The organism is Bradyrhizobium sp. DOA1, assembly GCF_001593325.1.
GTDB lineage: Bacteria > Pseudomonadota > Alphaproteobacteria > Rhizobiales > Xanthobacteraceae > Bradyrhizobium.
Genome location: NZ_JXJM01000001.1, coordinates 5,089,128 through 5,093,072, shown reverse-complemented (window position 1 = coordinate 5,093,072; position 3,945 = coordinate 5,089,128). Strand labels below are relative to the sequence as shown.

General features: G+C 63.8%; 5 protein-coding genes. 4 read left to right on the top strand and 1 reads right to left on the bottom strand.

Features of this window, described 5'->3' with window-relative positions; genetic code table 11:
• Positions 1-13 precede the first annotated feature (13 nt).
• Positions 14-463 (bottom strand): cupin domain-containing protein, encoded by a 450-nt coding sequence (locus SE91_RS23705; RefSeq protein WP_061849330.1) that lies wholly within the window; start codon positions 461-463, stop codon positions 14-16.
• Between the two features lie 138 nt (positions 464-601).
• On the opposite strand from SE91_RS23705, the gene SE91_RS23700 reads away from it, so the two are divergent.
• The 4 genes from SE91_RS23700 to SE91_RS23685 all read left to right on the top strand — a co-directional run.
• Positions 602-1,627, top strand: coding sequence for an ABC transporter substrate-binding protein (locus SE91_RS23700; RefSeq protein ID WP_061849329.1), 1,026 nt, complete (start codon positions 602-604; stop codon positions 1,625-1,627).
• Positions 1,628-1,656: 29 nt separating this feature from the next.
• On the top strand, positions 1,657-2,361 hold the full coding sequence (locus SE91_RS23695) for a hypothetical protein (RefSeq protein WP_008556899.1): 705 nt from the start codon (positions 1,657-1,659) through the stop codon (positions 2,359-2,361).
• A 94-nt stretch (positions 2,362-2,455) separates the two neighbouring features.
• Entirely contained in the window at positions 2,456-3,760 is a 1,305-nt protein-coding gene (locus tag SE91_RS23690; RefSeq protein WP_061849328.1) for an ABC transporter substrate-binding protein, read from the top strand.
• A 15-nt stretch (positions 3,761-3,775) separates the two neighbouring features.
• A partial coding sequence (locus SE91_RS23685) for an ATP-binding cassette domain-containing protein (protein ID WP_156490045.1) occupies positions 3,776-3,945 on the top strand: 170 nt, incomplete at its 3' end.

Here is a 3,945-nt window from a genome sequence, read left to right as displayed (position 1 = left end):
TGAAAGCAAGAGCTCAATCCAGCAGCTTGGTGTCGTCGGGCGCCTGCGGCGGGGTCTTGATCGCGATCGCCTTGACCTGGCCGCTGATCGGCTTGGTGCCGCCGTGCGGCGTGCCCTTCGGGATGATCACGAGGTCGCCGGGCTTCACCGTGACCTCCTTGTCGCCGAGCCAGATCGTGCCGGTGCCGTCCAGGATGTACTGGATCTCGTTGGTGTTGGGATGCATGTGCTTGGGCACGTTGCCGACCTGGATCGAGATGGTGGCACCATCGGCGCTGGCGAACATCTTGGAACGATAGCCGACGGCGTTGGCGGGACCGAGCGCATCGCCCTGCATCTCGCCGGTGTGGATGATCTGCGCGGTGATGTTCTCGGCGGCGAGCGCCGGCCGCAGCAGGTGGGTTGCGCCGGATCCGGCGGCAAAGGCGGCGGCGATCGACAGACCGGCAACAAAGCGATTCATGGATGATCCTCCCCATCTGGAATTGTTCTTGTCCGGACATGCTATTGCGTGGGAACGCCGATGACCAGCCCAGTTCGGCAGCGCTTCTCAAGCCAGCCCCGCTGCTCTATGGTGCCGCCGGCCGAACGGAGGAAACCAATGAAGAACACGATTGCCAGGCTCGCCGGCGCGCTGCTTGCGCTGACGCTCACCACCTCGCTTGCCGCGGCGCAAAGCAAGGTCACGGTCGCGATCGGCGGCGGTGCCTGCCTTTGCTATCTGCCGACGGTGCTGGCCAAGCAGCTCGGCGAATACGAGAAGGCCGGCCTCAATGTCGAACTGGTAGACCTCAAGGGCGGCTCGGATGCGCTGAAAGCCGTGCTCGGCGGCAGCGCCGACGTCGTCTCCGGCTATTTCGACCATTGCGTCAATCTCGCCGCGAAGAAGCAGGAGCTCCAGTCCTTCGTGGTCTATGACCGCTATCCCGGCCTCGTGCTGGTGGTCGCGCCATCGCGCACCAACGACATCAAGTCAGTCAAGGATCTCGCCGGCAAGAAGGTCGGCGTCAGTGCGCCCGGCTCTTCCACCGACTTCTTCCTCAAATACATGCTCAAGAAGAACGGCCTCGATCCTACCAGCGTCGCCGTGATCGGCGTCGGCCTCGGCGCCACTGCCGTCGCCGCCATGGAGCAGGGCCAGATCGATGCGGCCGTGATGCTCGATCCCTCCGTCACCGTGCTCCAGGGCAGCCACAAGGATCTGCGCATCCTTTCCGACACCCGCACCCAGAAGGACACGCTCGAGACGTTCGGCGGCGAATATCCGGGCGGCGCGCTGTACACGACGACGGCCTGGATCAACAGCCACGAGAAGGAGACGCAGGCGCTCACCAATGCGATCCTGGCAACGCTCGCCTGGATCCATTCGCACACGCCGGAGGAGATCATGGCGAAGATGCCGGAGCAGATGGTCGGCAAGAACAAGGAGCTTTATCTCGCCGCTCTGAAGAACACGATCCCGATGTTCTCCGAAAACGGCAAGATGGATCCGAAGGGCGCGGAGGCCGTGCTTGCGGTGTTCAGCGTCGGCTCGCCGGAGGTGGCGAATGCCAAGATCGACCTCAGCAAGACCTTCACCAACAAATTCGTCGATCAGGCCAAGAAGACGACCGGGAATGCCAAATAGCTGACGCGAAGGCGAGATAGTCGGGCGTCATGACGTCACCGGTCATTCATCGCGTCACGACGCTCGATCTTGCCGTGCGGCCAATCCCGTGGCCGTTCGCGGAGCAACGCAGCGCCGAGATCGCGGCGCATTTCGCCGAGAAGCAGCGCGAACGGCCGAAGATCTGGAACGGCCGCGTCCTGCTCGGGCGCGATGCCGTATTCGCGGGCGGCCATCTCGTTGCGACCTATTTCGAGACCGATTTCGCCAGCTTCCTCGCCTGGCGCGACTGGGGCTTTCCTGATACGGCCGTGTTCAACGGCTTCGGCATGGGTGCGCTGCGCACCTCCGACGGCGCCTTCATCATGGGCGAGATGGCGCAGCACACCGCCAATGCGGGCCGCATCTATTTCCCATCAGGGACGCCCGACCTCGGCGACGTCACGGATGGCGCCCTGGACGTTCCCGGCAGCGTCGTCCGCGAGATTGCGGAGGAGACCGGGCTGACCGCCGAGGACTACACGGCGGAGGCGGTTTGGCACTGCGTCGTCTCCGGCCGCGCGATTGCGATGATTCGGGTCCTCAACCTGGACATGCCGGGCGAGGAGGCCCGCGCCCGGATCGAAGCCAACCTCGCGCGCGAGGACGAGCCCGAGCTGTCCGCCATTCATCTCGTGCGCGGAATGAGCGATCTCACGCCGACCATGCCGCGATTTGTCACGGCCTTTATTGCGCAGCAGTTCGCCTCCCGCTGACGCGCGAGGCTTGACATCGCTTCGCGCAGCCCATGTGATGGGCAAAAAACAAAACCAACAAGAATGCGATGCACAATCGCCCAGGGAGGTTTTGATGCGCATGGCTGCCCGTTTGCTGGGTGGGCTCTTGGTCGCGATATCAGCGACGGGCCTGACGGTTTCCGCCGAGGCTCAGGAGAAGAAGATCAAGATCGGCGTCGTCTTTGATCTGACCGGGCCTCTCGCCGGCGGTGGCTCCGAGCTCGGCTATATCGGCGCAAAGATCATCCTCGACCATTTCGCCAAGACCGGCGTCGAAGGCTACAAGGTCGAAGCCGTCTATGCGGATGCGCAGAGCAAGCCCGACATCGCCATCAACGAATCCGTCCGCCTGCTCGAGCAGGAGAAGGTCGACATGGTGCTCGGCTTCTTCTCCTCGGCACAATGCGTGCCGGTGGCCGCTCGCGTCGAGCAGCTCAAGAAGTTCATGTGGATGACGACCTGCATCTCGTCGGCCGTGTTCAACGACAAAGGCTACAAATACGTGTTCCGGCCGCAGGCCAGCGGCGACCAGTTCGGCATGATGACGGTGGATTTCATCGCGCAGAATGCCAAGGAGAAGCTCGGCAAGGAGCCGAAGGACCTGCGCGTCGCCATCATCCACGAGGACGGCGCCTATGGCGTCGACGTCTCCAAGGGCAACGAGGCCGGGGCGAAGAAGGCTGGCTTCAACGTCGTGCTGAAGGAGGGCTATTCCGCCACCGCTCCTGATCTCTCCGCGCTGGTGACCAAGCTGAAGCGCGCCAAGCCGGACGTGATCTTCCACACCGGCTACAACCCCGACATTACGCTGCTGCTGCGCCAGGCCCGCGAGCAGGGCCTGAAGTTCGGCGCGCTGATGGGGCATGGCGCCGGCTACGGCGTCTATGAGAAGCTGAAGGAGGGCATGGGCGCGGACGCCACCTACATCTTCAACGCCGATCCGATCTCGATCTGGCTTGCGAACCAAAAGGCCATGGATCCGAAGCTCCCGCCCGTGATCAAGATGGTCGGCGACGAGTTCGACAAGGTCAGGCCGGGCGTTGCCATCCGCTCCGCCCATGTCGGCATCGGCGCCTCCAACACCTACGTCTTCATGTCCGACGTCCTGCCGCGCGCAATCAAGAAGTATGGCGGTGTCGACCCCGAGGCGCTGCGCAAGGCGGCGCTCGACACCGACATCCCCGAAGGCGGCACCATGCTAGGCTTCGGCGTGAAGTTCTATGGCGAGGGCACGCCGATGGCCGGACAGAACGAGCGCTCGTTCCCGGTCGTGATCCAGTACATCGACGACAAATCCTCCGTGGTGTGGCCCAAGAGCCAGGCGCAGCGCGAGGCGGTGCTGCCGCTGCCGAAAGGCACCACCTACAGCAACCAGTAGCGGCGGGGGGCTGCGGTGTTGGAAGTCAGCGGACTGGTGAAGCGGTTTGGCGGCTTCACGGCCGTCAACAACGTCTCGTTCCGGGTCGACCAGGGCGAGATCCTCGGCCTGATCGGACCCAACGGATCGGGCAAGAGCACGATCTTCAACATGCTCTCCGGCACGCTGGCGCCGAGCTCCGGATC

Excerpts from the sequence above, each read along its gene's own strand:
- SE91_RS23705 (WP_061849330.1), bottom strand. The coding sequence starts at position 463 with ATGAATCGCTTTGTTGCCGGTCTGTCGATCGCCGCCGCCTTTGCCGCC.
- SE91_RS23700 (WP_061849329.1), top strand. The coding sequence starts at position 602 with ATGAAGAACACGATTGCCAGGCTCGCCGGCGCGCTGCTTGCGCTGACG.
- SE91_RS23695 (WP_008556899.1), top strand. The coding sequence starts at position 1,657 with ATGACGTCACCGGTCATTCATCGCGTCACGACGCTCGATCTTGCCGTG.
- SE91_RS23690 (WP_061849328.1), top strand. The coding sequence starts at position 2,456 with ATGCGCATGGCTGCCCGTTTGCTGGGTGGGCTCTTGGTCGCGATATCA.